The 25,894-nt window shown below is 64.3% G+C and carries 28 protein-coding genes; 8 read left to right on the top strand and 20 right to left on the bottom strand.

From position 1 onward, the window contains the following. Window positions 1-4: 4 nt before the first annotated feature. The 5 genes from CH292_RS09085 to CH292_RS09065 all read right to left on the bottom strand — a co-directional run bounded on the left by CH292_RS09085 (window position 5) and on the right by CH292_RS09065 (window position 4,769). On the bottom strand, window positions 5-838 hold the full coding sequence (locus CH292_RS09085) for a carbohydrate ABC transporter permease (RefSeq protein ID WP_019665371.1): 834 nt from the start codon (window positions 836-838) through the stop codon (window positions 5-7). Then, window positions 838-1,761 carry a carbohydrate ABC transporter permease gene (locus tag CH292_RS09080; RefSeq protein WP_019665372.1) on the bottom strand — a complete coding sequence of 308 codons (924 nt, stop codon included), beginning with the start codon at window positions 1,759-1,761 and terminating at the stop codon, window positions 838-840. Before CH292_RS09080 ends, CH292_RS09085 begins: the two co-directional genes overlap by 1 nt. Continuing rightward, window positions 1,758-3,080, bottom strand: coding sequence for an ABC transporter substrate-binding protein (locus CH292_RS09075; RefSeq protein WP_019665373.1), 1,323 nt, complete (start codon window positions 3,078-3,080; stop codon window positions 1,758-1,760). The genes CH292_RS09080 and CH292_RS09075 overlap by 4 nt, the downstream gene beginning before the upstream one ends. Before the next feature lie 199 nt (window positions 3,081-3,279). Further along, window positions 3,280-3,771, bottom strand: a complete 492-nt coding sequence (locus CH292_RS09070; protein ID WP_019665374.1) for a general stress protein — start codon at window positions 3,769-3,771, stop codon at window positions 3,280-3,282. Next, a complete protein-coding gene (locus tag CH292_RS09065) occupies window positions 3,768-4,769 on the bottom strand; it encodes a CoA ester lyase (protein ID WP_094654520.1) in 1,002 nt (333 codons plus the stop codon). The genes CH292_RS09070 and CH292_RS09065 overlap by 4 nt, the downstream gene beginning before the upstream one ends. Before the next feature lie 77 nt (window positions 4,770-4,846). Between CH292_RS09065 and CH292_RS09060 the strand changes: the two genes are divergently transcribed. From CH292_RS09060 to CH292_RS09035, 6 genes are all read left to right on the top strand, one after another. Further along, on the top strand, window positions 4,847-6,121 hold the full coding sequence (locus CH292_RS09060) for a magnesium transporter MgtE N-terminal domain-containing protein (protein ID WP_019665376.1): 1,275 nt from the start codon (window positions 4,847-4,849) through the stop codon (window positions 6,119-6,121). A gap of 20 nt (window positions 6,122-6,141) precedes the next feature. Next, the gene (locus tag CH292_RS09055; protein ID WP_051104910.1) at window positions 6,142-6,687 is read left to right on the top strand and encodes a DUF1003 domain-containing protein; all 546 of its coding nucleotides are present in this window, start codon (window positions 6,142-6,144) and stop codon (window positions 6,685-6,687) included. A gap of 96 nt (window positions 6,688-6,783) precedes the next feature. Then, a complete protein-coding gene (locus CH292_RS09050; protein WP_027499054.1) occupies window positions 6,784-7,650 on the top strand; it encodes a lytic transglycosylase domain-containing protein in 867 nt (288 codons plus the stop codon). 78 nt (window positions 7,651-7,728) lie between these two features. Then, window positions 7,729-8,865: an Mrp/NBP35 family ATP-binding protein gene (locus CH292_RS09045; RefSeq protein ID WP_019665379.1), complete on the top strand. Its 1,137-nt coding sequence runs from the start codon at window positions 7,729-7,731 to the stop codon at window positions 8,863-8,865. A gap of 98 nt (window positions 8,866-8,963) precedes the next feature. Then, complete coding sequence (locus CH292_RS09040) at window positions 8,964-10,424, top strand: amino acid ABC transporter substrate-binding protein/permease (RefSeq protein ID WP_020113422.1); 1,461 nt, start codon at window positions 8,964-8,966, stop codon at window positions 10,422-10,424. After that, window positions 10,421-11,152, top strand: a complete 732-nt coding sequence (locus CH292_RS09035; protein ID WP_019665381.1) for an amino acid ABC transporter ATP-binding protein — start codon at window positions 10,421-10,423, stop codon at window positions 11,150-11,152. The genes CH292_RS09040 and CH292_RS09035 overlap by 4 nt, the downstream gene beginning before the upstream one ends. Window positions 11,153-11,247: 95 nt before the next feature. On the opposite strand, the gene tatB is transcribed toward CH292_RS09035, so the two are convergent. The 4 genes from tatB to sigE are packed head-to-tail and all read right to left on the bottom strand — an operon-like array spanning window position 11,248 to window position 14,158. Beyond that, the gene (gene tatB, locus CH292_RS09030) at window positions 11,248-11,655 is read right to left on the bottom strand and encodes a Sec-independent protein translocase protein TatB (protein WP_019665382.1); all 408 of its coding nucleotides are present in this window, start codon (window positions 11,653-11,655) and stop codon (window positions 11,248-11,250) included. A 10-nt stretch (window positions 11,656-11,665) separates the two neighbouring features. Continuing rightward, window positions 11,666-13,141, bottom strand: coding sequence for a S1C family serine protease (locus CH292_RS09025; RefSeq protein WP_196806923.1), 1,476 nt, complete (start codon window positions 13,139-13,141; stop codon window positions 11,666-11,668). Between the two features lie 59 nt (window positions 13,142-13,200). Then, entirely contained in the window at window positions 13,201-13,536 is a 336-nt protein-coding gene (locus CH292_RS09020) for a hypothetical protein (RefSeq protein ID WP_033188102.1), read from the bottom strand. 16 nt (window positions 13,537-13,552) lie between these two features. After that, complete coding sequence (gene sigE / locus CH292_RS09015; RefSeq protein WP_026347834.1) at window positions 13,553-14,158, bottom strand: RNA polymerase sigma factor SigE; 606 nt, start codon at window positions 14,156-14,158, stop codon at window positions 13,553-13,555. Window positions 14,159-14,357: 199 nt separating this feature from the next. On the opposite strand from sigE, the gene CH292_RS09010 reads away from it, so the two are divergent. After that, the gene (locus tag CH292_RS09010; RefSeq protein ID WP_026347835.1) at window positions 14,358-14,990 is read left to right on the top strand and encodes an O-methyltransferase; all 633 of its coding nucleotides are present in this window, start codon (window positions 14,358-14,360) and stop codon (window positions 14,988-14,990) included. 243 nt (window positions 14,991-15,233) lie between these two features. On the opposite strand, the gene glgC is transcribed toward CH292_RS09010, so the two are convergent. Further along, window positions 15,234-16,448 carry a glucose-1-phosphate adenylyltransferase gene (gene glgC, locus CH292_RS09005; protein WP_026347836.1) on the bottom strand — a complete coding sequence of 405 codons (1,215 nt, stop codon included), beginning with the start codon at window positions 16,446-16,448 and terminating at the stop codon, window positions 15,234-15,236. 76 nt (window positions 16,449-16,524) lie between these two features. Between glgC and glgA the strand changes: the two genes are divergently transcribed. Next, window positions 16,525-17,700, top strand: coding sequence for a glycogen synthase (gene glgA / locus CH292_RS09000; RefSeq protein WP_026347837.1), 1,176 nt, complete (start codon window positions 16,525-16,527; stop codon window positions 17,698-17,700). Here glgA and CH292_RS08995 read toward each other — a convergent pair. The 10 genes from CH292_RS08995 to dapE form a co-directional block, all read right to left on the bottom strand. Further along, window positions 17,670-18,506, bottom strand: a complete 837-nt coding sequence (locus CH292_RS08995; protein ID WP_019665389.1) for a putative RNA methyltransferase — start codon at window positions 18,504-18,506, stop codon at window positions 17,670-17,672. The two genes, glgA and CH292_RS08995, sit on opposite strands and share 31 nt — an antisense overlap. A gap of 90 nt (window positions 18,507-18,596) precedes the next feature. Further along, window positions 18,597-18,764 (bottom strand): DUF3117 domain-containing protein, encoded by a 168-nt coding sequence (locus tag CH292_RS08990; RefSeq protein ID WP_068369835.1) that lies wholly within the window; start codon window positions 18,762-18,764, stop codon window positions 18,597-18,599. Window positions 18,765-18,861: 97 nt separating this feature from the next. Beyond that, window positions 18,862-19,467 carry a DNA-3-methyladenine glycosylase I gene (locus CH292_RS08985; RefSeq protein WP_037141227.1) on the bottom strand — a complete coding sequence of 202 codons (606 nt, stop codon included), beginning with the start codon at window positions 19,465-19,467 and terminating at the stop codon, window positions 18,862-18,864. Beyond that, on the bottom strand, window positions 19,464-19,757 hold the full coding sequence (locus CH292_RS08980) for a DivIVA domain-containing protein (RefSeq protein WP_019665392.1): 294 nt from the start codon (window positions 19,755-19,757) through the stop codon (window positions 19,464-19,466). Before CH292_RS08980 ends, CH292_RS08985 begins: the two co-directional genes overlap by 4 nt. Before the next feature lie 43 nt (window positions 19,758-19,800). Then, on the bottom strand, window positions 19,801-20,733 hold the full coding sequence (locus tag CH292_RS08975; protein ID WP_094654519.1) for a glucosyl-3-phosphoglycerate synthase: 933 nt from the start codon (window positions 20,731-20,733) through the stop codon (window positions 19,801-19,803). Further along, window positions 20,730-21,590, bottom strand: coding sequence for a dihydropteroate synthase (gene folP / locus CH292_RS08970; protein WP_019665394.1), 861 nt, complete (start codon window positions 21,588-21,590; stop codon window positions 20,730-20,732). Before folP ends, CH292_RS08975 begins: the two co-directional genes overlap by 4 nt. Before the next feature lie 22 nt (window positions 21,591-21,612). Continuing rightward, window positions 21,613-23,391 (bottom strand): long-chain-acyl-CoA synthetase, encoded by a 1,779-nt coding sequence (locus tag CH292_RS08965; protein ID WP_037141221.1) that lies wholly within the window; start codon window positions 23,389-23,391, stop codon window positions 21,613-21,615. A gap of 99 nt (window positions 23,392-23,490) precedes the next feature. Then, a complete protein-coding gene (locus CH292_RS08960; RefSeq protein WP_019665396.1) occupies window positions 23,491-24,036 on the bottom strand; it encodes a TIGR00730 family Rossman fold protein in 546 nt (181 codons plus the stop codon). After that, window positions 24,033-24,776 carry a TIGR00730 family Rossman fold protein gene (locus tag CH292_RS08955; protein ID WP_033188056.1) on the bottom strand — a complete coding sequence of 248 codons (744 nt, stop codon included), beginning with the start codon at window positions 24,774-24,776 and terminating at the stop codon, window positions 24,033-24,035. The genes CH292_RS08960 and CH292_RS08955 overlap by 4 nt, the downstream gene beginning before the upstream one ends. A 24-nt stretch (window positions 24,777-24,800) precedes the next feature. Further along, on the bottom strand, window positions 24,801-25,892 hold the full coding sequence (gene dapE / locus CH292_RS08950) for a succinyl-diaminopimelate desuccinylase (protein ID WP_020112599.1): 1,092 nt from the start codon (window positions 25,890-25,892) through the stop codon (window positions 24,801-24,803). Window positions 25,893-25,894: the final 2 nt, after the last annotated feature.

Here is a 25,894-nt window from a genome sequence, read left to right as displayed (position 1 = left end):
ACGGTTATCCCTTCACTGCGCCGGACGTCAAGCCCGCCACGATACGTCGTTGGAAGAAGAGCACGAAGATGATGATCGGAATGGTGATGACCACGGCAGCCGCGGCGATGGACCCGGTCGGCTCCTCGAACTGAGAGCTACCGGTGAACTGCGAGATCGCGGCCGGAACGGTGATGGATCGCTCCGTCGCGGTCAGCGAGATCGCGAGCAGTAGGTCGTTCCAGGCGAAGATGAACACCAGGATCGCGGCGGTGACGATGCCGGGTGCCGCCAGTGGTGCGATCACCTTGCGGAATGCCTGTGCCGGTGTCGCGCCGTCCATCTTGGCGGCCTTCTCCAACTCCCAGGGGATTTCCCGGAAGAACGCCGACAGCGTGTAGATCGCGAGCGGCAACGCGAACGTGATGTACGGAATGATCAGGCCCGGCCACGTGTCGAACAGGCCGATGGCGCGTTCGATGTCGAACAGCGGTGTCACGAGCGAGATCTGCGGGAACATCGCGATGAGCAGAGCCGCACCGACGAGCGCCTTCTTGCCCGGAAAGTCGAGGCGAGCGACGGCGTAGGCAGCCATGGTTCCGATCACGACGGCGATGACCGTGGTGATCAGTCCGATTCCGATCGAGTTGATCAGTGCCGAGGTGAACTGGTTGGTCTGGAAGATGCCCTTGTAGTTGTCCAGGGTGAACGAACTCGGAATGAACTTGCCGTCGGCGATGGTGGCCGTCGATTTGAACGACAAGCTGATGATCCATGCCAGGGGGATGAGCGCGTACAGCAGCACGAGCGCATTGATGACGGTCCAACCGACCTTCTTGCGAGGCGTCACGGTCGTCATTACTTACGGCCTCCGTCGTCCGAGCCCGGCGCCGACGCACCGAACAATTTGATGAACACGAACGCGATGATGGCGACGCAGAAGAAGATCAGAACGCTGATCGCCGAGCCGAGTCCGAGGTTGAACGCTCCGAACAGGTTGTCGTAGCCGAGAATCGACACCGATCCCGTGCCGTTGCTGCCTTTGGTGAGCACGTAGATGTTGTCGAAGATGCGGAATGCGTCGAGTGTGCGGAACAGCAGCGCAACGAGGATCGCCGGTTTCATCAGCGGGATCGTGATGCGCACCAACCGTGTCCACGCTCCCGCGCCGTCCACCTGCGCGGCCTTGAGCAGATCGTCCGGGACGAGTGCGAGACCGGCCAGCAGAAGCAGGGCCATGAACGGCGTCGTCTTCCACACCTCGGCGAGCACGACGATGGCGAGCGACGGAATCTGCTCGGTCAGTGGGGCACTGCCGTCGGGCAGCAGGTTGGCGAGGTAGCCGGTGCCCGGCGTCCATGCGTAGTACCAGCTGTAGGCGGCGGCGACGGTGACGATGCCGTACGGGATCAGTACGACCGTGCGCACCAGTCCGCGGCCGAAGATCGTGCGGTGCATGATGAGCGCTACCGCGAGGCCGAGTACGAATTCGATGATCACCGAGATGATGGTGATCGCGGTGGTGACACCGAACGCCGTCCACCAGTATCCGTCGGTGAGAACGGTGACGTAGTTGGAGATTCCGACGAACTCACGATCGTCGGGGAACGCGAGGTTGTACTTCTGCAGGCTGAGCCAGAAGGCGTAGATGATCGGGTATCCGGTCACCGCGATCATCATGATCGCGGCGGGAGCGATCAACGTCAGACCGAGCCGACGTTCGGCCTTCTTGCCGTCGGAGACCTTCTTCAGGATCTCCTGTTTGTCCAACGTCTCGCTCATGGAATCAGCCCTTCCGAATTGACAGCCTTGGAGACCAGGTCGGCGAGCTTGTCCACGTCCGCAACGGGATCGATGTTCTGAGGTGGATTGAGCGCGTCGGCAAGCAGAATCGAAATGCTCTGGTAGGCAGGTGAGACGGGTCGGACCGCGGCGTTCTCGATGGAGTCGAGTACGCCTTCCCACGCCGGGTAGACGGCTTGGAATTCAGGGTCCTGATACAGCTGCGCCAGCACCGGCGGAACTCCGCCGTTGACGGCGTTGTTGCGCTGGTTGTCCTCGTTGGTCAGACACTCGACGGCTTCCCACGCGAGGTCCTCGTGCTGAGTGGTCTTGGCGACGCCGATGTTGAAGCCACCGATGGTCACCTTGGCCGGAGTATCCGGGATCACCGCCGGGTACGGCGCGCTGCGGAACACCTCGGCTACCTTGGCATCCTGTTGGTCCGCAGGGACGTTCGTCAGATCGAGGAACGGTACTGCCCCGGCTGCCGCGTTCTCCTTGATGCCCGGGAGCACGAACGGGTAGTTGACCTGGAATGCCGAGTTGCCGGCCTCCATGCCGAGACGGGCGGTGGCCTCGTCGGTCTGCGAGATCGACGGGTCGTGGCCGTCGGCCGTGGCGACGCGCTTCATGATCTCGAGTGTCTTTTCGGTCGCCGCACGATGCTCGGGAGTGTCGTTCAGGGTCACCGTCGTACCGTCGTCGGCGACGACCTGACCGCCTGCGCTGACGAGGAGGCTGTTGAACCACACCATCAGGCCCTCGTACTGCTTGGCCTGGACGCCGATGTACGCGGGTTTGCCTTCGGCCGCGTTGGATTCGGCTTCGTCGATCATCTGGTCCCACGTCTGCGGCGGCTGACCACCCGGCACCTGATCGGGTCGGTACCACAGCAGCTGCGTGTTGGAGTTCAGTGGAACCGCGTACAGCTGGTCCTGCCACTGCGCCGTTTCGAGCGGGCCTTCCAGGGTGGCGCCGCCTTCGAGCTTGGCGGCGAGATCATCCGGGACCGGAAGTGCCCAGCCGGCCTCGGCGAACTCGGCGGTCCACACCACGTCGAGGGTCATCAGGTCCAACGAATTGTCGTTGCCCGCCAGACGTCGGGCCAACTGCAGTCGCTGATCGTTCGCGCTCTTGGGGAGAGTTCGCTGTTCCACTCGATAGCGTCCGTTCGACGCGGCCGAACACGCCTCCGCAGCGGCGGCGTACTGCTCGGCGCCGTCCGCTGCGGTGTAGAAACTCAGTACCGGTGTGCTGCTGTCGGAGGATCCGCAGGCTGCGAGCAACGGGCTGGCGACCAACGCAGCGGCCGCCAACACCCCTATTCTGGTTGCGTGTGCAGGCCTCGCACTCCGAGGCCTTTGACTACGTTGTCTCGGCACTTTCCGCCTCCGTATTTTCGATTACGTATACAGAACTTCCTTATTGACTGTCCTGTACGTAAAGAAACGTAACCGAACGAGGGCCGGCGATAGGGATATTGGAACTATTCCGTAACCTGCCGTCGCGACGAACGTGTCAGAGCGCGAGACGGGCGAGCAGATCGCGTGCTTTCTCCGCACTCTTGGGCTCGCACAACACGTCGTACCGACCGGCGACCAACTGCATGCTCGACGCGAAATCTCGCTGACCCTTGGTGGCCGCGTACGGAATGGCCGCGGAGATCAATCCGAAGATGACGCCGCCGACGATGCCGATGATCAACGCCCCGAGAATGTTGCCGTTGGTGAAGATACCAAGCACCAGGCCGAGGAACAGTCCGAGCCAGGCGCCCGAGACGACGCCTCCGCCAATGACTTTCGGCCACGTCAACCGACCGAGAACACGCTCGACCTGCATGAGGTCGACGCCGACGATGGTGACGTCCTGAACCGAGAACTCCTGGTCGGAGAGGTAGTCGACGGCCTTCTGCGCTTCGGCGTACGTCGGGTAGGAACCGATCGGCCACCCGGACGGCGGAGTCGGAAGACCCTGACCTGGGCGGCCGGGCTGCGAAAGTGGATTCGTCATTGCTCTATTGTGCCCGAATCTGCAGTACACGGGTTGCGTCGGACACCGGGTGTTACTTCACTACGCAGCATTCCTGCCGCGCGCCCTTTCGCACTGACCACCAGGGCCATCTTTCTCGACGCCTCGTCGATCATCTCGTCTCCGAGCATCACCGCACCGCGGCCACCACCGGCCTCGGAGGTATGAAATTCGTACGCCTCGAGAATGTTCTCGGCTTTGTCGAAATCGGCCTGCCGGGGCGAGAAGATTTCGTTGGCGGCATCGATCTGGGTGGGATGCAGTACCCACTTGCCGTCGAAGCCGAGACCGGCCGTGCGGCCCGCGGCGCGGCGGAACGCGTCTAGATCTCGGATCTGGAGGTACGGACCATCGATCGCCTGCAGTCCGTGGGTCCGCGCGGCGAGCAGAATGGTCATCAGGATGTGGTGGTAGGCGTCACCGGTGTCGTACCCCTCCGGCTGTTCGCCGACGACGAGGGTGCGCATGTTAACGCTGGCCATCAGATCCGCGGGACCGAACACGAGAGTCTGCACACGGGGACTGGACGTGGCGATCTCGTCGATGTTGCGCAGGCTGCGAGCACTTTCGATCTGCGGTTCGATTCCGATGGCGCCGACCTCGAGTCCGCTCGTCTTCTCGACCTGGGTCAGAAGCAGATCCAGTGCTTCGACGTGTGCTGCGGTCTCGACCTTCGGAAGCAGGATCGCATCCAACCGAGAACCTGCACCGGAGACGACGTCGATGACGTCGCCGTAGGTCCAGGGCGTCGTCCAGTCGTTGACGCGGACGACCTTCAGTTGGTCTCCCCATCCGTCGGACCGGAGCGCTTCGACGATGCGTCCGCGCGCCTCCACCTTGGCGATCGGGGCGACTGCGTCCTCGAGATCGAGGAAGATCGCGTCGGCCTTCAGTCCTTTGGCCTTTTCGATCATCTTCGCGGAACTGCCGGGAACCGCGAGTACGGATCGGCGGGGACGGTCTTGCTTCACCGAGCTCATTCGAGCCTCATCGCTCCCTGCTTGTTCACCGGCTGTCGATTCTCCGGTTCGTACTGTCACGCTCTAACCTTTCCATCATGGCAGCACTGAGCAAGCTATTCGCAGCCAGGCTCGCGGGTCTGGTCGTGCTCGGCCCCGACGGCGAATCGATCGGCCGCGTCCGCGATCTCGTCATCACCATGCGCGTCGGCCGCGCCCAACCCCGAGTACTCGGCCTGGTCGTCGAACTCGCGACGCGCCGAAGAATTTTCGTGCCGATGCTGCGCGTCACCAGCATCGAACCCAACTCCGTTCAGCTCAACACCGGCAACGTGAGTCTGCGCAGATTCTCGCAGCGAGCCAACGAAATCCTCGTGTTCGCGCAGATTCTCGACTCCAAGGTTCGCGTCGACGACCCGGAACTCGAAGAGCTGCACGACGCCGATTCCATCGTCGTCGACCTCGGTATCGAACTGACTCGAACCCGTGACTGGCTGGTCGCTCGGGTCGCGGTCCGGCGCAGCCGCGGCAGGCTCGCGCGCCGAGGTGCAATCCATGTCGTGGACTGGCAACACGTCCAGGGCCTGACCCAGAACGAGCTGTCCCTCCCCGGCCAAGGCGTCGCGCAGCTGTTGATGCAGTTCGAGGATCTCCGGGCTGCCGACGTGGCCAACGCGATGCGTGAGCTGCCGGTGAAACGACGGATGGAGGTGGCACACGCCCTCGACGACGAGCGGCTCGCCGACGTCGTGCAGGAACTTCCCGACGACGATCAGGTCGAACTGATGCACTACCTCGGTGTCGAACGCGGCGCCGACGTGCTCGAGGCGATGGACCCCGACGACGCAGCCGACCTTCTGGGTGAACTGCCCGAGCCCGAGGCGGAGTCGCTGCTCCGTCTGATGGACCCGGAGGACTCCGCTCCTGTCCGGCGCCTTCTCGAACACTCACCGGACACTGCCGGTGGTCTGATGACCACCGAACCGGTGGTGTTGAACGCGTCGACGACGGTGGCCGAGGCTCTCGCCCGGGTACGTAACCCGGATCTGACGCCTGCGCTGTCCTCACTGGTGTTCGTGGTTCGCCCGCCGACGGCAACTCCGACGGGCGCGTACCTCGGGTGTGTTCACCTGCAGCAACTGCTCCGCGAGCCGCCGGCGAGCCTGGTCGGCGGCGTGATCGACAAAGCGCTGCCCAAGTTGTCGCCGGAGGACAGCCTGACGGCCGTCACCCGATATTTCGCGACGTACAACTTGGTGTGCGGGCCGGTGGTGGACGACGAAGATCACCTGGTCGGAGCAGTGACAGTGGACGACGTTCTCGACCATCTTCTTCCCGAGGACTGGCGTGATCAGGAGGTGGCAGGACAGTGAAGGAAACCGCTCGGCAGCGCATGGACACACCGCAGGGCTCGCGGCTGTTCAACTGGCATCTCGATGTCGACCTCGGCAGCTCGGGAGAGCGCGCCGCCCGCTTCCTCGGCACCGGACGGTACCTGGCGATTCAGACGATCATCGTCATCGTCTGGATCTTCCTGAACGTCGCCGTCGTCGCACTTCAGTGGGACCCGTATCCGTTCATTCTGTTGAACCTCGCGTTCTCGACGCAGGCTGCGTACGCGGCGCCATTGATCCTTCTCGCGCAGAACCGTCAGGACGATCGCGACCGGGTCTCGCTGGAAGAGGACCGTGCCCGGGCACAGCAGACGAAGGCGGACACGGAGTTTCTTGCCCGCGAGCTGGCGTCGCTGCGTATCGCCGTCGGTGAGGTCGCGACTCGTGATTACCTGCGGCGTGAACTCGACGAGATCCGCGAGTTGCTGGAACAGATGGGCGGCGAGCCGTCCGCGGCGCCGAAGAAGTCACGGAAGAAGCAAAGCCCACGCAAGCGTGAGGACGGTCCGGCGCCGGAGAGCGACGCCCCGTTCGACGTGGACTAGTTCCGCCCGGGCCGCTTGATAACGGCCGTGTAACGGAACGATCTCGAATCAGGTACCCTCGACCCCGGTTCGCAAACGATCAGGAGGTACCGACGCGTGGGACGTCACAGAAAAGCATCGAATTCCAACGTACGCCGGAATTCGGTGATTGCTCTGACGGGTCTCGTCCCCGCAGGACTCATCACCGCCGCCACCAGCGCAGGCGCGGCCGAGTACATCCCCTTCATGACGACCACCTCCACGGCGCAGGAAGCCGAGCCCGTCGTGGAAACACCCGCCCCCATCGCGGATGACACCGAGGCACAGCCCGTCGCCGCAGCCGAGGCACCCGTCCCGCAGGCAGCACCCGTCCCGGCGCCCGCGCCGGAGATCCCGCCGACTCCCGAGCTGCCGACGAGCCTCGCCGCCAGCCCCATCGCAATCCCGACGGTCAACGTCTCCGCCTACAAGAACGCCGAGCGGATTCTCGCCGAAACCCAGCCCGGCTGCGGAATCAGCTGGACCATCATCGCCGGCATCGGCCGCGTCGAATCCACCCACGCCAACAACGGCAAAGCCGACGACCTCGGACAGCTGCTCGAGCCCATCCTCGGCCCCCGCCTCGACGGATCGCTTGCCGGCAACAACGTCATCGCCGACACCGACGGCGGCGCACTCGACGGCGACCCCAACTTCGACCGCGCAGTCGGACCGATGCAGTTCCTCCCCGAAACCTGGAACCGCTACAAAGCCGACGGCAACGGCGACGGCATCTCCGACCCACAGAACCTCTACGACGCAGCCCTCGCCACCGGCGACTACCTGTGCGACGGCGGCCTGAACCTCCGCGACCTCGGACAGACCACCAAAGCCATCCTGCGCTACAACAACTCCATGGCCTACGTCGCCAACGTCCTCGCCTGGTCCACTGGCTACGCCACCGGCATCGTCCCCACCTCCGACCAGCTCCCGCGCATCCACTAAGGGTCATTCCGCAGGCTCCACTCCCGCCTCCCCCGGGTCATTCCGCAGGCTCCACTCCCGCCCCACTAGCATGAGCTCATGGCAGTACTGACGGAATCCGACGTTCGAAGCGCGCTCTCGAAAGTCATCGATCCGGAAATTCGCAAACCCATCACCGACCTGGGAATGGTCAAGGGTGTCACCATCGGCGACGGAGGATCCGTCGACGTCGGGATCTACCTCACCACTGCCGGTTGCCCGATGAAAACGGAGATCAGCGACCGCGTCACCAAAGCCGTCGCCGATGTCGCGGGAGTCGGCACCATCACCGTCGAACTCGACGTCATGAACGACGAGCAGCGCACCGAACTCCGCAAGTCTCTACGCGGCGATTCCGCGGAACCGATCATCCCGTTCGCTCAACCCGGCTCGCTGACGCGTGTGTACGCCGTCGCGTCGGGCAAGGGCGGCGTCGGGAAGTCGTCGGTGACGGTCAACCTCGCCGCATCGCTGGCCAAGCGTGGTCTGTCGGTGGGTGTGCTCGACGCCGACATCTACGGTCACTCGGTCCCCCGCATGCTGGGCAACGACGCCAAACCCACTCAAGTGGAGAAGATGATCATGCCGCCGCAGGCACACGGCGTGAAGTTCATCTCCATCGCGCAGTTCACCTCGGGCAACACGCCCGTCGTGTGGCGTGGACCGATGCTGCACCGCGCGTTGCAGCAGTTCCTCGCGGACGTGTTCTGGGGCGACCTCGACGTGCTGCTCCTCGACCTCCCGCCCGGCACCGGAGACATCGCCATCTCCGTGGCTCAGTTGATTCCCGGCGCCGAGATCCTCGTCGTGACGACGCCGCAGCAGGCTGCCGCCGAGGTCGCCGAACGCGCAGGCGCCATCGCTCTGCAGACCCGTCAGCGCATCGCCGGAGTCGTGGAGAACATGTCCTGGCTCGAGCTGCCCGACGGCACCCGCATGGACATTTTCGGATCCGGCGGCGGCCAGGATGTCTCGGATCGGCTGACCAAAGCCGTGGGCGCGAAAGTGCCTCTGCTAGGCCAGATTCCACTCGACACTGCAGTCCGTGAGGGTGGCGACGCGGGCACTCCGATCGTGTTGGCGCAGCCCGAGACTCCGGCCGCGCAGGCGTTGGAAGCGGTGGCCAAGCAACTCGCAGTGCGGGAGCGCGGGCTCGTCGGAATGTCGCTGAGCATCGACACCACCCGAAGGGCCTGATACCACCCGAATGCACACCTGTCGAGGGTTGGAGTCTTAGAATTCGCCAAGTCTTACACTTTGGTGAGAATCCTTTTCTTCGATAGAGAGTGGCCTGCATGAAGAAGCCGCAATCGAGTCGGACGGTACTGGTACCGATCGTGCTCGCCCTTTTCGTGACCCTGGTGGGGTCGCTGTTCGGTCCGGCCCTGGCGTCGGCGCAGCAGCCACCGCCGTCCGGACAGAACTACTCCATCGCCACCGATACCACGTTCGCTCCCTTCGAGTTCCAGGACGAGCAGGGCAAACTCGTCGGAATCGACATGGACCTCCTGGCAGCGATCGCCGCGGACCAGGGCTTCACCTACAACGTGGAGCAGGTCGGCTTCGACACCGCCCTGCAAGGCGTCACGAGCGGTCAGTTCAACGGAATGATCGCCGGAATGTCCATCACCGACGCACGAAAGGCGACGTTCGACTTCTCGGACCCGTACTTCGATTCAGGTGTCCAGATGGCAATTCTGGAGTCCAACAACGACATCGAGAGCTACGAGGACCTGCGCGGGAAGTCCGTCGCCGTCAAGAACGGCACCGAGGGTGCAACGTTCGCGGACTCCATCGCAGACCAGTACGGCTTCACGATCCGTAGTTTCGACGACTCGGCGACGATGTTCGAGGAAGTGCGTACCGGCAACTCCGCCGCCGCTTTCGAGGACTACCCCGTTCTCGCCTACGGCATCAACCAGGGCAACGGATTCAAGACCGTCACCGACAAGGAAGCCGGAGCAAGTTACGGCTTCGCCGTCGCCAAGGGCACCAACGCGCAGTTGCTCGAGCAGTTCAACACCGGGCTCGCGAACCTGCGTGAGAGCGGGCAGTACGACGACATTCTCGACACCTACCTCAGCGCGGAAGCGTCGACGTCGGACAACTCGATCCCCGGTCTGATCAAGAGCAGCTGGCAGTTGCTGCTCAAAGGTCTGTGGCTGACGGTCGTTCTCACCGTCATCTCCATCGCGATCGCTCTGGTTCTCGGCGCGATCTTCGGCCTGTTCCGTGTCTCGTCCAACATCGTGCTCCGAGGAATCGGCACGACGTACGTCGACATCTTCCGCGGCACACCGCTGCTCGTGCAGGCATTCTTCATCTACTTCGGTGTCCCTGCGGCACTGAACTTCCAGATGTCCGCATTCACCGCCGGCATCATCACGCTGTCGCTCAACGCGGGCGCCTACATGGCCGAGATCGTCCGAGGCGGAATCCTCGCCGTCGACAAGGGCCAGATGGAAGCGTCGCGAAGCCTCGGGATCAGCTACCTCAAGTCGATGCGCCGCGTCGTCATGCCGCAGGCCATCCGCACGATGATTCCGTCGTACATCAACCAGTTCGTCATCACGTTGAAGGACACCTCGTTGCTGTCGGTCATCGGCCTGGCCGAGCTGACCCAGACAGGCCGACTGATCATCGCCCGCAACTTCGAGTCGTTCAACATGTGGCTGATCATCGGCGTCATGTACTTCATCATCATCATGGCACTCACCAAGCTGTCGAACCGGCTCGAGAAGAGGATCAACAAGTGAGCACCAAGATTTCGATCAAGGCGCTGGAGAAGGCATTCGGCGACAACAAGGTCCTCAAGGGAATCGACGCCGAGATCGCCAACGGCGAGGTCGTCTGCGTCATCGGACCGTCAGGATCCGGTAAGAGCACCTTCCTGCGATGCCTCAACAAGCTCGAGGACATCACCGGCGGCCACGTCGTCGTCGACGGCGTCGACCTGACCGACAAGAACGTCAATCTCGACAAGATTCGCCAGAACATCGGCATGGTGTTCCAGCACTTCAACCTCTTCCCGCACATGACGGCACTCGAGAACGTCATGCTCGCACCCGTCGAGACGAAGAAGATGTCGAAGTCCGAGGCCAAGGACACGGCACTGAAACTGCTCGAGCAGGTCGGACTGTCCGAGCGCGCGGACTACAAGCCCGCGAGCCTCTCCGGCGGTCAGAAGCAGCGCGTCGCCATCGCCCGAGCACTCGCGATGAGCCCGTCGATCATGCTGTTCGACGAAGCCACCTCGGCACTCGACCCCGAAATGGTCGGCGAAGTACTGCAGGTTCTGCGGGACCTCGCCAAGGGCGGCATGACAATGGTCGTCGTCACCCACGAAATGGGCTTCGCCCGCGAGGTCTCGGACCGAGTCATCTTCATGGCCGACGGCGTCATCGTCGAAGAGGGAACCCCGGATCAGCTCTTCGGCAATCCGCAGAACCCTCGGACCCAGGACTTCCTGAACAAGGTGCTGTAAGGCTCGACCCACAGCATGAAGGCGCCACCGCAGCTGTCCGACCCACGGGATCCAGTGCACTGCGGTGGCGCCTTCATGCTGTGACGCTAAGAGCGCTACGTGGCGTCGGAGTCGATGGGCGGGGTCTGGCCTGCGGGCAGTTTCTTCTCGAGCGACGGCTTGGCGGGGGTGTTCGGGGTTCCGTTGGAGCTGCCGTTCGGCTTCTTGGAGTCGAAGTTGCCGGTGAAGATGGAGTCGTCACCGTCGAGCAGGTGTTTGGTGATGACAGCGCGGGGCGTCATGCCGCGGAGCTGATTGAGGTCGGCGAGGGGCTTACGCAGGTCCTCGAAGTCGGTGCCCAGCTCGTCCTTGAGTTGCTGGCTTGCGCCGTTGGCGTATTCCTTGACCTGGCGGATGGACTTGGTGACCCAGCTGATGGCGCCGGGCAGCCGGTCTGGACCGAGGATGACGAGTGCTGCTACCAGGAGAATGACGAGCTCTCCCCAGCCGATGTTGCCGAACACGCCTGCCAGCCTAGTCCGAAACCGGGGTGACCGACACATCGACGAGTCTGCCGGACCGGACCAGCTGAACAGGCGTCGACTGGCCGATTTCGCTCGATTGAACGGCAACGACCAACTCATCGGCACTGGTCACAGCGCGGTCACCGACCTTGGTGATGACGTCGCCCTCGACGATTCCGGCTTCCTGTGCCGGCCCTCCCGCACGCACGTTCGCCACTTCGGCACCGGATGTTGCGTCGTTGATCACCGATCGAGCGTTGATGCCGATGTCCGGGTGTTTCATCTCGCCGGTCCGGATCAGCGATTGAGCTACCTCGGTGACGTCGTCGATCGGGATGGCGAAACCGAGGCCGACCGATCCGCCGCTCTCGCTGCGGATAGCCGAGTTGATGCCGATGACGCGGCCTTCGGCGTCGATCAGTGGTCCTCCGGAGTTACCCGGGTTGATCGCGGCGTCGGTCTGCACTGCGTCGATGACGGCGTCGGTGTCGGTGCCTTCGCCGGACAGTCGAACGGGCCGGTCGAGTGCACTGACGATGCCGCGTGTGACGGTCTTGTTCAGGCCGAGCGGCGAGCCGACGGCGACGACGTCCTCCCCCACCTGGACGTCGGCGGAGTTGCCGAGCTCGGCCACGGTGAGGTTGCCGACGTCGGCCTTGAGCACTGCGAGGTCGGTCTTGATGTCGCGGCCGACGATGTCCGCGGGAACCTTGGTGCCGTCGGAGAACGTCACTTGCAGCGTGGCGCGATCGGGATTGGTGGCCGCCATCGAGATGACGTGGTTGTTGGTGACGATGTAGCCCTCGCCGGCGATGACGACGCCGGATCCGGTGCCTGCGTTCTCGCCGAGCGTGACCTGAATGGACACCACGGACGGCAGGACGGCGTCGGCGACGCGTGCCACCTGCCCTTGGGGCAAGTCCTCGCCGGTCGACTGCGTCAGATTCACCTTCTGGCTGGTCAACGCTCCGGTCACCTCGGCTGTTTCGCGCCCGATGAGGCCGCCGACGAGACCGATGGCCAACGCGACGACGCCGAGAACGACGAGCGCTTTCGGGGCGACCTTCTCGCCGAACAGAACCTCACGGACACCGAGCTTCGGGCCGAACGGTTGGACTGCGGGCTCGGGGATGTCCTCGGCTGCGGCGCCGAGCCTGACGGTGGAGTTCGGGTCGCGCCACGGATCCTCGGGTTCCGGTTCTGCCTCCGGGGGGCCGGTGGGAGCTTCAGGATCGCGCTGCAGCGATTCCTGCGCGTCGGTGGGCCTGCCGAAAGCCTCGGCGAGAACAGGGTCGGGCGCGCGCGAGGTGATTCTGGGCGACGGTTCGCCGCGTCGTGCCGCGGGGGTGAAGGAGCCTTGGACGTCGCTCGGCCGACCGAAGGCGGCAGTGGCGGCAGGATCGACCTCCGGCCGGTAGACCGGACGCGGTGGTAGCCGCGGCGCCTCCGGGTCAGTGTCGGTGCTGCGATCTGTATTGGTGCTCACGCGTTCCCGGTACCCCTCGCTCACGTCGGTCACAGCGGCCAAGATTACACAGGGCGACCCTAACGGCGTCTGCGACGAAGGTTCACGACCGACGTCACGATGACGCGTCGGCGTCGCTCGACCTCTGCTTTGACCTCGGGCGGCTCGCACATCGGGATCTGACTGAGCAGACCGAGCAACGAGTTGGGCATGGACATCTCGCCCGAATCCTTCAGGGCGCTACGCGCCTGTTGCTGGGCATCGACCTCGGCTGCGCACTCCGGGCACTCTGCAATGTGCCGAGCAGCACGTAGGTACGCGTTCATACGCAGCTCACCGTCGGCGAATGCAGCGATCGCTTCGCTGGCCAGATGTTCGGTAGAGCTGAACCGCCGTGGCTCTCGGGCCTGCGTCATCCAACCCTCCTCGTAGCTACTGAACACTGGCGTGAGAAGTGTCGACCTTCCCGTTCACTCGAAGGTACTCCCGTAGCGCCGCGCGTCCACGATGGATACGACTACGCACCGTCCCGAGCTTGACGCCCAGTGTCGCACCGATCTCCTCGTAGGACAGCCCTTCGATGTCGCACAGCACGATCGCTGCACGGAACTCGGGCGCCAACGAGTCCAGCGCGGACTGAAGATCCGGATCCAGCCGGGCGTCGTGATAAATCTGCTCGGGGTTGGGTGTCTCCGACGGCACACGGTCGTAGTCCTCGGGCAGCGCCTCCATGCGGATGCGGTTGCGTCGACGGACCATGTCGAGAAACAGGTTGGTGGTGATGCGGTGCAACCAACCCTCGAACGTTCCCGGCTGGTAGTTCGACAAGGAACGGAACACCCTGATGAACGTGTCCTGCGTCAGATCCTCGGCATCCTGGGCGTTACCGGACAACCGGTAGGCAAGACGGTAGACGCGGTCACCGTGCTCACGGACCAGTTCGTCCCAGGACGGCATGGTGGCGTCCTCGCCGCTGGCATCGAAAGCGGCGGTGCCGCTCAGTTCGGCGGTGTCTAGATCTTCTTTGATCTCGTAGATGGCTGGATCCTCCTGCTCAGGAACACGTACCAGTACAACCAGCGACACCGCCGGGATGTTCCTGTTTCGCGTTGCTCGTCGATCAAGCGATCACAAGTAGCTTCTCCCACTCGCGTGTGGCCGACGTGTGAATAACCTGAGGTGCCGCTGAGAAACCTGTCCGCTCGGAAATTCGTCCGGGTCACGTTAATGTCGCAGGGTGCCGACTAATGCCGAGAGATTGCTGTCGTATGCCGAGGAATCCGCCCAGGAGGACGACGTTCTCGTCTCGGCCCGCGAACGCGCCGAGGACCTCGGTGCAGCACCCGTGCCGGCCTCCGTCGGCGCGATTCTCAGCATCTTCACTCAGATGCTCGGCGCCAAGACCGTCGTCGAGATCGGGACCGGCGCCGGCATCAGCGGCCTCTGGTTGCTCGACGGGATGCGCGAGGACGGCGTACTCACGACCATCGACACCGAACCGGAATACCAGCGCGCGGCCAAGGAAGCGTTCCGAGCCGGAGGTATCCCGCCGTCACGTACGCGATTGATCAACGGGTGGGCGCTCGACGTCCTCCCTCGCCTCGCCGACGACACCTACGACCTCGTGTTCATCGACGCCAGCCCCGTCGACCATCTTCATTTCGTTCAGGAGAGCGTCCGACTACTACGCCCCGGCGGTGTATTGGTGCTACACAACGCACTGCTGAACGGCCGGGTGCCGGACTCGACTCAGCGCGACGCCACCACCGTCGCAGTCCGGGCAGCAGCCCGAGCCATCGCCGAAGACGAGCGTCTCACCACCGTCCTGCTTCCGCTCGGCGACGGACTGATCTGCGCTTCGCGCAGCTGACCTTGGGTCATTTCGCAGGCTCCACTCCCGGGGCTTCGCGCAGCTGACCTTGGGTCATTTCGCAGGCTCCACTCCCGGGGCTTCGCGCAGCTGACCTCGGGTCTCCGCAGGCTCCACTCCCGGGGCTTCGCGCAGCTGACCTCGGGTCGTTCCGCAAGCTCCACTCCCGGGGCTTCGCGCAGCTGACCTTGGGTCATTTCGCAGGCTCCAGACGAATTGGGTCATTCCGCAGACTCAAATCCGTCAGATCCAGACGCCCTTGCCGACGGAGACGACGCCGCCTGCGGAGACGTTGAAGCGTTCGTTGTCGCGTTCCATGTCGACGCCGATGATTTCGCCGGGCCCGACGACGACGTTCTTGTCCAGGATCGCCCGGCGAACCACTGCGCCCTTGCCGATGCGTACGCCTGGCATGAGGACGCTGCCTTCGACGGTGGCACCGTCGTCGATCATGACGTTGGAACTGAGTACCGAATTGCGGACGGTCGCGGCCGAGAGAATGCATCCGGCGCCGACGACGGATTCCTGCGCGAGCCCGCCCTGCACGAACTTGGCGGGTGGGAGGTTCTCGGCGGCGCCGCGGATGGGCCAGCGGCGGTTGTAGAGGTTGAAGATCGGGTGCACGGACACCAGGTCCATGTGTGCGTCGTAGAAGGCGTCGATGGTTCCGACGTCGCGCCAGTATCCGCGGTCGCGTTCGGTGGCGCCGGGTACGACGTTGTCGTTGAAGTCGTAGACCGAGGCGACACCGGCTTCGACGAGTGCGGGAATGATGTCGCCGCCCATGTCGTGGTCAGAGTCGGAGTTCTCCGAGTCCGCTTTGATGGCGTCGATCAGTACTTTCGTCGTGAAGACGTAGTTGCCCATCGATGCGTAGGTGACGTTGGGGTCGTCGGGTGTGCCTGGAGGCTGAGCGGGCTTTTCCAGGAACTGGGTTATCTTGCCGTTCTCGTCGCTGTCGATGCATCCGAACGCGAAGGCCTCGCTGCGCGGCACCCTGATCCCGGCGACGGTGACGCCTGCACCGGAGTCGATGTGCTGCTGGACCATCTGCTCGGGGTCCATGCGGTAGACGTGGTCGGCACCGAAAACGACTATGTACTCGGGGTCTTCGTCGTAGACGAGGTTGAGCGACTGGAAGATGGCGTCGGCGCTGCCGGTGTACCAGCGTGGGCCGAGGCGTTGCTGCGCCGGCACCGGGGTGATGTACTCGCCGGCGAATCCGGACAGCCTCCAGGTCTGGGAGATGTGGCGGTCCAGTGAATGGGACTTGTACTGGGTCAGCACGCACAGCCGGAGGTATCCGGCGTTGACGAGATTGCTCAGAACGAAGTCGATCAGTCGGTACGCGCCGCCGAACGGTACGGCTGGCTTTGCTCTGTCCGCGGTCATGGGGTAGAGCCGCTTACCCTCACCGCCGGCAAGCACGATCCCTAGAACATGCGGTTGTGTCCTCACAGAGCCAACCTATCCGCACTGGGTGAAGCTTGCTAGCAGTACACGCGTTTCACCGCGGGAATGTAGGTTTACAGATGTGCGCGTGGCGATGATGACTAGGGAATACCCGCCGGAGGTCTACGGAGGCGCCGGGGTGCATGTCACCGAACTCGCGGCGCAGCTGAAAGCGCTGTGCGAGGTCGACATCCACTGCATGGGTGCGCCGCGGGACACCGCGCACGTCCATGATCCCGATCCGGCACTGAAAGGCGCCAATGCGGCGCTGACGACCCTGTCGGCGGAGCTGAGAATGGCGAACGCCGCGGCGGACGCGGACGTGGTGCACTCGCACACCTGGTACACCGGTCTCGCCGGCCACCTGGCCGCGGAGTTGTACGACGTTCCGCACATCCTCACCGCGCATTCGCTCGAGCCTCGCCGTCCGTGGAAGGCCGAGCAGCTGGGCGGCGGCTACCGCATCTCGTCGTGGTCCGAGCGCAATGCCGTCGAGTACGCCGACGCGGTCATCGCCGTCAGCGAGGGCATGGCCAAGGACGTCCTCGATGCCTACCCGCGCCTGGACCCGCAGCGTGTTCATGTGGTGCGCAACGGAATAGACACCGAGAACTGGCACGCCGGACCCGCCGCGGATCCGTCGGATTCCGCGTTGGACGCCATCGGTGTCGACCTGGATCGGCCGATCGTCGCGTTCGTCGGGCGGATCACGCGCCAGAAGGGCGTCGGGCATCTGATCGCGGCCGCGCACCATTTCGATCCGTCGATTCAGCTGGTGCTCTGCGCGGGCGCTCCCGATACTCCGGAGATCGCCGCGGAGACCGAACGTGCGGTTGCCGAGCTGTCCGCTGCGCGCGACGGCGTCCACTGGGTGCGCGAAATGCTTCCCACCGAAAAGATCCGCGAAATACTTTCTGCGTCACAGGTTTTCGTCTGCCCGTCGGTGTACGAGCCACTGGGCATCGTCAACCTCGAGGCCATGGCAGCGGAAACCGCGGTGGTCGCGTCCGACGTCGGCGGCATCCCGGAGGTCGTCGACGACGGTGTCACCGGTCGCCTCGTGCACTACAACGCATACGAACCGCAGGCGTTCGAGCAGGCTCTGGCCCGGACGGTCAACGAGGTCGCGCTGGATCCGACGCTCGCGGCATCGATGGGCAAGGCCGGTCGTGCCCGTGCCGTCGCAGAATTCTCGTGGGCGGCCATCGCTCAGCAGACGCTGGACGTCTACTCCGCGGCGCTCGCCCGTCGCTCGTAGGTTCCGACGACGACCGACGCGGTCACGGCCACCGGCTCGGACAAGGATTCGATTGCGGCACGCCTGTCCGCTTCGGTGGTGTGCCGAACGGACGGACCCATCCCGACGAGGCTGCCCACCTCGGCGTGGGTGAGCTCCATGCGGTATTCGACGGCTGTCCGGTCCACCTGGTCGAACCCTCCGGACAGGGAATCGCCGAGCCGCCTGGCCTTGTCCTCGTCCACGCCGATGAGGCCGAGTTCGCCGATCAGTTCCTGTTGATGCCGGACGGTGGGGGTGACGACGACGAGCCTGCCTCCCGGTGCGAGGACCCGCCTGGATTCTGCGGCGTTGCGCGGCGAGAAGACACAGGTGATCGCGTCGAGCGAGCCGGAACGGACGGGTAGACCGTTCCAGACGTCGGCGACCACGGACCCGATCGCGGGATGAGCCTGCGCCGCACGACGAGCCGCGGCCTTGGACACGTCGATGCCGATTCCGCGTCCACCGGTGCGATCGAGGACGGCCGCCAGATAATGACCGCTGCCGACGCCGATCTCGAGCACGGTGCGAGACGCACCGACCGCGTCGACGAGGGCCGCCGTCACCCGGTCGAAGTGGCCGGTGCTCAGGAACGCGGTGCGGGCCGCGATCATGTCCGGTGAGTCGCCGGTGATCTTGCCTGCGCTGCCCGGTTGGAGACTGACGTATCCCTGACGTGCGACGTCGAACGAATGCCCTCGATCGCACAGGAGAGTGCGGTCCTCCACGTCGAGGTCGGAGCCGCAGTGCGGGCAGACGAGCAGGTCGATCACGTCGGCGAGCACGACACACCCCGCCTACCGCGCACCCCGACCACCACTAAGCCCCACCTGCCGGAATCGGCAAGCGGGGCTGGGCACAGAAACGAAAAACAGTTAACCGGTGACGCCTTTCAGCTCTTCACCGAGGGCGGCTGCCTCGTCAGGGGTGAGCTCGACGACCAGGCGTCCTCCGCCTTCGAGCGGCACCCTCATCACGATCCCTCGTCCCTCTTTGGTTGCTTCGAGGGGACCGTCCCCGGTCCGGGGCTTCATCGCCGCCATCCTCTGCTCCCTCCAGATCTGCGCCACCCAGCTCTGCGCTTCGGCCAAAAAAGTGTTCTCGCCGTGAGCGAGAATGGTTCTTGCGCTCCATTCTTCCCTATCGGGACCGATACCGGGAACTGGAGTCGGTATTCGGGGACTTCACCCAACATCCCGTCAGGTGATCGTCGACCATTCCGGTGGCCTGCATCAATGCGTAAGCCGTGGTCGGACCGAAGAACCGCAGCCCACGACGCTTGAGCTCCTTGGCCATCGCGGTGGATTCGGTGGTCACCGCAGGTACGTCCGATATCGAATCGAGACGCTGTCCTCGCGGGGCCGGAGCGAACGACCAGAGCAGCGAATCGAGGTCGGGGTCCAGGTCGAGGATCACCCTCGCGTTGCCGATGGCTGCGTCGATCTTGGCGCGGTTGCGCACGATCGAACTGTCCTGCATCAGCCGCTCGGTGTCCGCGGCGCCGAATGCCGCGACCTTCTCCGGATCGAATCCGGCGAAGGCGCGACGGAAGTTCTCGCGCTTGCGCAGGATCGTGATCCACGCCAATCCGGACTGGAACGCTTCGAGACACAATCGTTCGTACAGGGCGTCTCGGCCGTGGAGTTCACGACCCCATTCGGTGTCGTGATAGGTCCGGTACAGCTCGTCGTCGGTTGCTCCCCACGGGCACCGCAGCTTGCCGTCGGGGCCGGGTACGGCCGTCACTTGTCCACGTTCGTCGTATCGTCCAGGCGCGACCGGAGCAGGTCGATCTCCGCGGCGAGTCGTTCCAGGGCCCAGTCGACTTCGCTGGGCTTGTAGCCACGCAACGTCTGCTGGAACTTGAGGTCTTTCACGTCGTCGCCAGTCACGCCCTCGGCAGGTAGGACGGTGGCCGTCGTCCCCTCGGGCAATGGTTCGAGCTCTTCACCGCGACCGAACACGGCACTTGCGACGAAGAAGAGCAGGGCTGCGATGACCGCGATGACGACGACGTACAGCAGAAGCGTCAGCATCGCAGAATCTTCTCACAGCCCTGCTCTCGAACGGTTCTGCGCGTTACACGTGCAAGGTGTTGATGGCGGGTCGATCGGCCAACGACACCTCGGTGGAGAACGGCACGAAGGAATCTCCGTCGACGCGGAACTGCATCAGTCCGGCCCCCGAGTCCACCATTCCGCAGCGGTTCAACATGGTGCCCACGATCTGACGGCTCATCGCGCCCAGTTCCACCAGCGGGCGGTTGCGGTGTTTGCGGACACCGAGATTGACCTGACCGATCGCGCCGAGTCCCAGTTTGTCGTAGGTGTCGAGCAACAGCCCGATCTCCACGCCGTAGCCGGGCGCGAACGGCACCGCGGAGAGGAGCTCTCTCGTTCCCGCGTACTCCCCGCCCAGCGGTTGGATCACGCCGGTGAGCTCCGGGCGCATGGCGGCGAGCATCGGCCGGGCAACCAGTTCGGTGACCCTGCCACCGCCGTTGGCGTCCTCGGTGCCGCTGGTGCGCAACGGACGTCGGTAGTAGCCCTTCACCAGATGGATACCGTCGCCCATCAACAGGGGGCCGAGAAGCTTGGGTACGAACGCCGGGTCCGGGTTGATCAGATCGGAGTCGACGAACGCGATCAGATCACCCGTCGAGGCAGCGATCGCTCGCCACAGCACTTCACCTTTGCCCTTGACCGGGTCGAGTCCGGGAATTGCTTCCTCGCGACTGATCACTCGTGCGCCGGCGGCCGTGGCACGTTCGGCGGTGGCGTCGGTCGACCCGGAGTCCAGGACGATCAGTTCGTCGACGAGACCACCGAGCAACGGGTGGATGGTATCCACTACTGCCGCGACGGTGTCTTCCTCGTCGAGCGCAGGCAGTACGACGGAGATGGTGCGGCCCGCCTTCGCTGCCTCGAGTTCGGCGATGGACCACGACGGGGTGTCCCACGTATTGGTGTCCGCCCATGAATCCAGGACGGTGGTTCGGTCCGCAAGCGTCATGCCAGCCCCCTGACGGTCCGCACCGGAGCCCTGTTTCCCTGTATCGCCGCAACCATGTCTACGACTCTTCTGGTCGACGCAACCTCGTGCACCCGGAACATTCGGGCGCCGCCTGCTGCGGCCAATGCTGTCGCTGCCAATGTTCCCTCCAACCGGTCGGCGAGTTCTACACCTAGAGTCTCCCCGATAAAATCCTTGTTGCTCAGCGCCATGAGCACTGGCCATCCGGTGTTTACAAGAACGTCCACGCGACGCAACAACTCGAGCCCGTGGAAGGTGTTTTTGCCGAAATCATGGGTCGGATCGACGAGAATCGAGTCGCGACGCACACCCGCGGCAACAGCTTTCTCGGCCGCGGCTGTCACTTCCTCGACGACATCGGCAACGACATCGGTATAGCGAACACGGTGTGGTCGGGTACGCGGTGTGGCACCTCCGGTGTGCGAGCAGACAATGCCGACGCCTTCCTCGGCGGCCACCCCGACGAGGCCAGGGTCCGCCCCGGCCCACGTGTCGTTGATGAGATCGGCACCGACACCGCACGCAAGCCTCGCCACGTCGCTACGCCAGGTATCGACACTGATCAGCAGATCCGGGTACTCACCGCGGATGGCCTCGACGAACGGAACGACGCGACGGATCTCCTCGGCAGCGTCGACGAGCACACCCGGGCCCGCCTTGACGCCGCCGATGTCGACCATGTCGGCACCCTCGGCGACGGCGCGATGGACCGACGCCATCGCCGCCTCGTCGGTGAAGTTCGCACCCTTGTCGTAGAAGGAATCAGGAGTGCGGTTGACGATCGCCATGACGAGCGCGCGATCGTCGGCCACCGGCTTGCCGCAGAGAGTGCTCATGCTTTCAATACTGGCACGGGCATTATTTGCTGCTGGGCGCCTTACCTGCCGCGACCTCGTCGACGTAACCGTCGTACGCCTTGTCGTAACCGCCGGACTTGCCGCGCAGCACGTAGAGCTCGCTCTCCCCGTCCTCCTCGTAGCCGAGCTTGCGGAGGGCGACCTTCTGGCTCTTGAACGTGGACGTCTGTTCGAGGCTGTCGACGACGCGCACGAACAACGGCACGGCGTACGTCGGAAGCTTGTCGTACAGATGCGCTGCGACGGCTTTGCCGTCGAACGACTCACCGTCGCGCAACGTCACCGCAGCCATGCCTGCCTTGCCGTCGGCACCGTCGATGTCGACGCCGTAGACGACGGCACCGTCGATGGCGGAATGGCCGCCGAGGGCACCTTCCACCTGTGTGGTCGCGACGTTCTCACCCTTCCAGCGGAACGTGTCGCCGAGGCGGTCGACGAAAGCGACGTGCAGGAAACCCTGCTTACGCACGAGGTCGCCGGTGTCGAACCATGCGTCGCCGTCCTTGAACCCGTCGCGGACGAGCTTCTTCTCGGTGGCCTCGTCGTCGGAGTAGCCGTCGAACGGGGCGCGATCGGTGACCTTGGAGAGCAGCAGACCGACCTCACCGTTCCCGACCTTCCGCAGCTTGCCGTTCTGACCGCGCTTGGCCTTGCCGGACTCCTCGTCGTACTCGACCACCGCGTACGGCAGCGGGCAGATTCCCGCGGTCTTCTTCATGTTCAGCGCATTGATGAAGGCGATGTTGCACTCGCTGGCGCCGTAGAACTCGGCGACGCGTTGGATGCCGAACCGTTCGGTGAACTCCTCCCAGATCTCCGGGCGAAGGCCGTTGCCGACGACGAGCTTGACCGTGTTGTCCCGGTCGGTCGCCTTCTTCGGCTGGGTGAGCAGGTACCGGCACAGCTCACCGATGTAGGTGAACGCCGTGGCCTTGTTCACCTTGATGTCTTCCCAGAAATTGCTGACCGAGAACTGCTTGCCGATCGCCATCGTCGCACCACCGGCGAGCACCGAGGACAGCGTCACCGTCAGAGCATTGTTGTGATAGAGCGGCAGGCAGCAGTAGATGACGTCGTCGCTACGCAGACGCACACCCATGTTGCCCAGACCGGACATCGACTTGAGCCACCGGAAATGGCTCATCAGGCTCGCCTTCGGCATTCCCGTCGTGCCCGAGGTGAAGATGTAGAACGCCTTCTCCTTCGCCAGGATCTCCGCGGTGACCGACGGATTCTTCGGCGACGCCTTCTGCGACAGCTCGTCCAGTTCCTTCAGCGGCAGCACCGAACCGGCCTGCGGAGCAGCCTCGAGCGAATCGAGTGCCTCTTGCGTGTTCTCGTCGAACACCAGGACCTTCGCATCGAGAATTCCCAGGCTGTGCTCGAGCACGTCACCACGCTGGTTGTAGTTCAGCATTCCAGCCGTCGCACCGAGCTTGACCGCAGCCAACGCCGCGAACAGAGCCTCCGGGCGGTTCTTGCTCAACACCCCGACGACATCCCCGCGCGTCACACCCCGGTCCGCGAAGACAGCAGCGTACCGATTGACGATCGCATTGGCGTCCGCGTACGACGTGGACTCCCCTTCGAACCGCACGAACGGCCTGTCACCGTTCTTCGCCGCAGCATCCTGGAACACGAGGCCGATCGACGCCTTGTGATGGGGTTTGCGGGTGAACCCGGCGACACCCCGAAGCAGGCTGGGCACCTCCGTCACCATTTTCGGCAACGCGACGGCGACGTCGGTCACCTTGATCTTCTGACGGGCATCGACAGCCATGAACTCCCCTTAGTCCGATGTGACCTTGCTAACCTTACTCCAGAGTAACGTCCGAATTCGAGGTCACTCCGCAGGCTCCGCTCCCGGCCGTTTTCGAGGTCACTCCGCAGGCTCCGCACATGCATCCAGTGCACCCCGGACGGTGTCGGTTCTGACCAGCGCGTCCAGGGCCCGCTGTTGCACGAATCCCGTCGAGGACAGGCTGTCGATCCACTGTAGGAGTCCGTCGTAGTGACCGACCGGGTCCAGCAGAACGATCGGTTTGGCGTGCATTCCCAGGTAACCCGCTGTCCAGGTCTCGAACAGTTCCTCGAGCGTCCCGATGCCTCCCGGCAACGTGATGAACGCGTCGGCGCGGTCCTCCATGATCTTCTTTCGCTCGCGCATGGTGTCGGTGACGATCAGTTCGTCGGCGTCGACGTCGGCGACTTCACGGTGGACGAGCGCCTTCGGGATCACGCCGACGGTGTTCGCGCCTGCCGCGCGAGCTGCCTCCGCGACGGCGCCCATCATCGACACGTTGCCGCCGCCGGACACCAGCCCCCATCCTCGGCGTCCGATCTCCGTTCCCAGCTCGCGCGCCAAGTCGATGAACGACCGATCGACGGGCCCCGACGCGCAGTACACGCAGACGTTCCAACTCATGACTGCTCCCCCGTTGTGCTTTGGATGATCCGCACGGCTTCCTCGACGCTGTCCGTGCAGTGGATGAGTTCCAGGTCGGACGGCGAGACCTTGCCTTCGGCGACGAGGGTGTTCTTGATCCACTCGATCAGACCGGACCAGAAGTCGGTGCCCAGCAGGATGATCGGGAACCTGGTGACTTTCCGGGTCTGAACGAGGGTGAGTGCCTCGAACAGTTCGTCGAGGGTGCCGAATCCGCCGGGTAGGCACACGAATGCCTGGGAGTACTTGACGAACATCGTCTTTCGGACGAAGAAGTAGCGGAAGTTGACGCCGAGATCGACCCAGTCGTTGAGTCCCTGCTCGAACGGAAGCTCGATCCCGAGGCCGATGGAGAAGCCGTCGGCGTCGGATGCGCCGCGGTTGGCTCCTTCCATGACGCCGGGCCCGCCACCGGTGATGACGGCGAATCCGGCCTCGGCGAGGCTTTGTCCGAGCTGCCGGCTGCGCTCGTACTCCGGGTGATCCTGCGGGGTGCGGGCGGAGCCGAATACCGTGACGGCCCTTGGCACCTCGGCGAGCGCACCGAACCCTTCGACGAATTCACTCTGGATGCGGAGCACCCGCCACGTGTCGGTGTGGATCCAGTTGCCGGGGCCGCGTTGATCCAGCAGACGCTGATCCGACGTGGACGTCTCGGAGTTGCGTCCGCGCCGCAACACCACCGAACCCTTGTGCCTAGCTGCCTTGTCGTCGTCCATGCGGACAGGCTATCCGGCGGCCCTTCACGACTTCGAGAGATAGGCACGAAGGACTGCTGCGACGTCGGTGATCTGTGCTGTCGGCACCCGCTCGTCACGCTTGTGCGCCAGATTCGGGTCGCCCGGCCCGTAGTTCACGGCGGGGATACCGAGAGCGGAGAACCTGGAGACGTCGGTCCACCCGTACTTGGCGCGGAATTGGCCACCTGCGGCCTCGATCAGCGCAGCCGCGGCAGGAGCTCCGAGGCCGGGCAGTGCACCGGGCGACGAGTCGGTGACCTCGACGCCGACATCGAGCCCGGCGAACACGTCGCGAACATGACCGACGGCCTGCTCGACGCTGCGGTCGGGGGCGAATCGGAAGTTGACGTCGAGCTCGGCGGCGTCGGGGACGACGTTTCCCGCGACGCCTCCGGAGATGCGCACCGCTTGCAGTCCTTCGCGGTAGACACAGCCGTCGATGTCGACCTGCCGGGCTTCGTATGCCGTCAGCCGGTCCAGCACTGCACCGAGTTTGTGAACGGCGTTGTCTCCCAGCCATGATCGGGCACTGTGCGCACGGGTGCCACTCGCCGTCAGGCGCACCCGCAGAGTGCCCTGGCAGCCGGCCTCGATGAACCCTCCCGACGGCTCACCCAGAACGGCGACGTCCGCCTGCAACCACTCCGGCAGTTCACGTTCGATGCGGCCGAGTCCGTTCTTGGACGCCGCGATTTCCTCGCAGTCGTAGAAGACCAAGGTCAGGTCGTGGGCAGCGTCGACGGTGGCCGCCAGGTGCAGAAAGACTGCGTCCCCGGATTTCATGTCGACCGTGCCGCAACCGTGGATCACGTCGCCGTCGGCGTGGTCGCGTTCACGACGGCTCGGCACGTTGTCCGCGATCGGAACGGTGTCGAGGTGCCCGGCGAGCATCACGCGAGTGGGCAGGCCGCGGTGTGTCCGCGCGAGTACAGCGTTGCCGTTCCTGACGATCTCGAACCCGGTTGTCTGCTCGCGCAGTGCGGCTTCGACGGCGTCGGCGATCACCGACTCGTCCTCGGAGACGCTGGGGATGTCGACGAGTGCGGCTGTCAGGTCGATCGGGTCGGCGTGCAGATCCAGGCGGGGAACACTCATCG

The sequence above is a fragment of the Rhodococcus sp. 14-2470-1a genome, from assembly GCF_002259425.1.
Classification (GTDB): domain Bacteria; phylum Actinomycetota; class Actinomycetes; order Mycobacteriales; family Mycobacteriaceae; genus Rhodococcoides; species Rhodococcoides fascians_E.
The sequence above is the reverse complement of the archived record's forward strand: the minus strand, read 5'-3'. Positions and strand labels throughout refer to the sequence as shown.